At 58.8% G+C, this 1,804-nt stretch carries 1 protein-coding gene; it reads right to left on the minus strand.

The window, feature by feature from the left end; translation table 11 throughout:
• Positions 1 to 224: 224 nt before the first annotated feature.
• The gene (locus NKJ89_RS35515; RefSeq protein ID WP_352609061.1) at positions 225 to 1,610 is read right to left on the minus strand and encodes an ISNCY family transposase; all 1,386 of its coding nucleotides are present in this window, start codon (positions 1,608 to 1,610) and stop codon (positions 225 to 227) included.
• Between the last annotated feature and the right edge of the window lie 194 nt (positions 1,611 to 1,804).

The following is a 1,804-nucleotide window of genomic DNA, read 5'->3' on the forward strand; positions in this document are numbered from 1 at the left end:
GAGTTTGAAACGGCAACGGAAACGTGCCGCGTCGAGCGAAATGGCTCAGACTTTGGATACCGATGAAGCACCCTGAAAGGTTTCGTCATGGACAAATGAACTTGCCTTGACGCATCACTCCTCATGTGAGCTTTGAGAGCCTGCCAACGACATGGATGCGGAGGGCAGCGTCCGACGAACCTACGACATTGGCGCAATGTCGCTGATGATCTGGTCACGACATCTCATTCCGCAGCTTCCAGCCTCGTCAGCGCCTGTTCCCGCCGGGCGATGACGGCGGGATCGTTCATGAAATCCGTCCGTCGACCAGGCTTGCGGCCACGCTTCTGGTATCCATTGCTCTGGCTGCCATCGGGAATGCCGAACAAGTGGTTCGCCTGGCCTGTGCGCCGCGGTCCGTGTTGGCTGCGTGTCAGCTCACGGCCGGCCTGCATCTCGGCCACCATGGCGAGCGCTTCATCCAGGCGTTTGTTCTCGACGATCTCCGATCTGTGAACCGAGCGCAGCTTGTCAAAAGTTATATAGGGCAGGGACGTGCTGCCCTCCATGATCTCGAGGCGGCCATCGGGATAGTCGCAGACAACGACCTTCTTACCGGCCAGGCGCTTAGTGAAGACGCTCGGATCGAGAATGAACAGCACCTTGTCGTAGCGCAGTGTCAAAGCCTGGGACAGAGTCCGCATCTCCTTGCGGCACATCGCACTGTCCAGATTCTCATGATCGGCAAGGGGGCGATGCATGTCCTTCGGATTGCGTGGTTCCTTGCCGAAACGGGCATTGAAAGCATTGGCCGCCTCGATCGTGCTGATGCCGCGCAGGCGCAGCTCCTTCACAAGCCGGTCCTGCAGCGTCTGATTGGCGCGCTCGACGCGACCCTTGGCCTGCGGGCTGTTGGCGCAGATGATGTCGATGTTCAGTTCGTAGAGCGCGCGACCGAACTGCATCAGGCCAGTCGTTCGATCCTTCTCCGAACCATGCGTCGTGCGAAACACGCCATGCTTGTCGCTGTAGAAGGAGATCGGCTTGCCCCATTCCTGCAAATACGCCTTGGTGGCGATCAGATAGTCGAACGTGTTCTCGGAACCGGCAAAGCGCAGATGCAGCAGCTTGCCGGTGGCGTCATCGATGTAGACGAGCAGGGCGCACTTTGGCCCCCGGCTCTCGAACCACCAATGGTGCGATCCGTCGATCTGAACCAACTCGCCGAAGCAATCTCGCCGGCCACGCGGTTGATGAATCTGGCGCTTACGCTCACGTCGCGAGGTCCAAATGGCGGCTTCGGTCATCCATTTGCGCAGCGTCTCTTTGCTGACCGCTATCTGGTGTCGCTCGAGCAGCTTCTCGCGGACAAGCGTCGGACCAAAGTCGACATAGTGTTCGCGGATGAGCTCCAGGACAAAGTCGCGAACGTTATCGACGATGCGATTGTTCGAACATCTGCCGCGCGCCTTGTGCCGGAGAGCCGCGGCACCGTCGTCTTGCAATGTCCTCAATAATCGTTGGGTCTGGCGGACCGTGAGCCCCAGGATCGTCGCGCCCGACGCAGTGGAGATGCGTCGTTCAATGACCTTCGACAAAACCTCGATACGCTTCAGCTCGCGTTCGCTCATCAGAAAACAAGTCCCAAGTTGCAATCTCCCGCACCGTCGAAGGCGGAGAGATTGGCAGCGCACAAGCAGGAGCGACATTCCTACTTTGCCAAACCCGGACATTTTAACTTAGGGCTAAGACTCATAACCAGTAGCTGACGGTTGCAGCGATGCAGACGGCGGCGAGGAAGTTGCGGGCGAGCCGATCGTAGCGA

The organism is Mesorhizobium sp. M0047, assembly GCF_040323315.1.
In the GTDB taxonomy this organism is placed as follows: Bacteria; Pseudomonadota; Alphaproteobacteria; order Rhizobiales; family Rhizobiaceae; genus Mesorhizobium.

Bases quoted from the DNA above. Each gene is read 5' to 3' on its own strand.
- NKJ89_RS35515 (WP_352609061.1), bottom strand. From the start codon at position 1,610: ATGAGCGAACGCGAGCTGAAGCGTATCGAGGTTTTGTCGAAGGTCATT.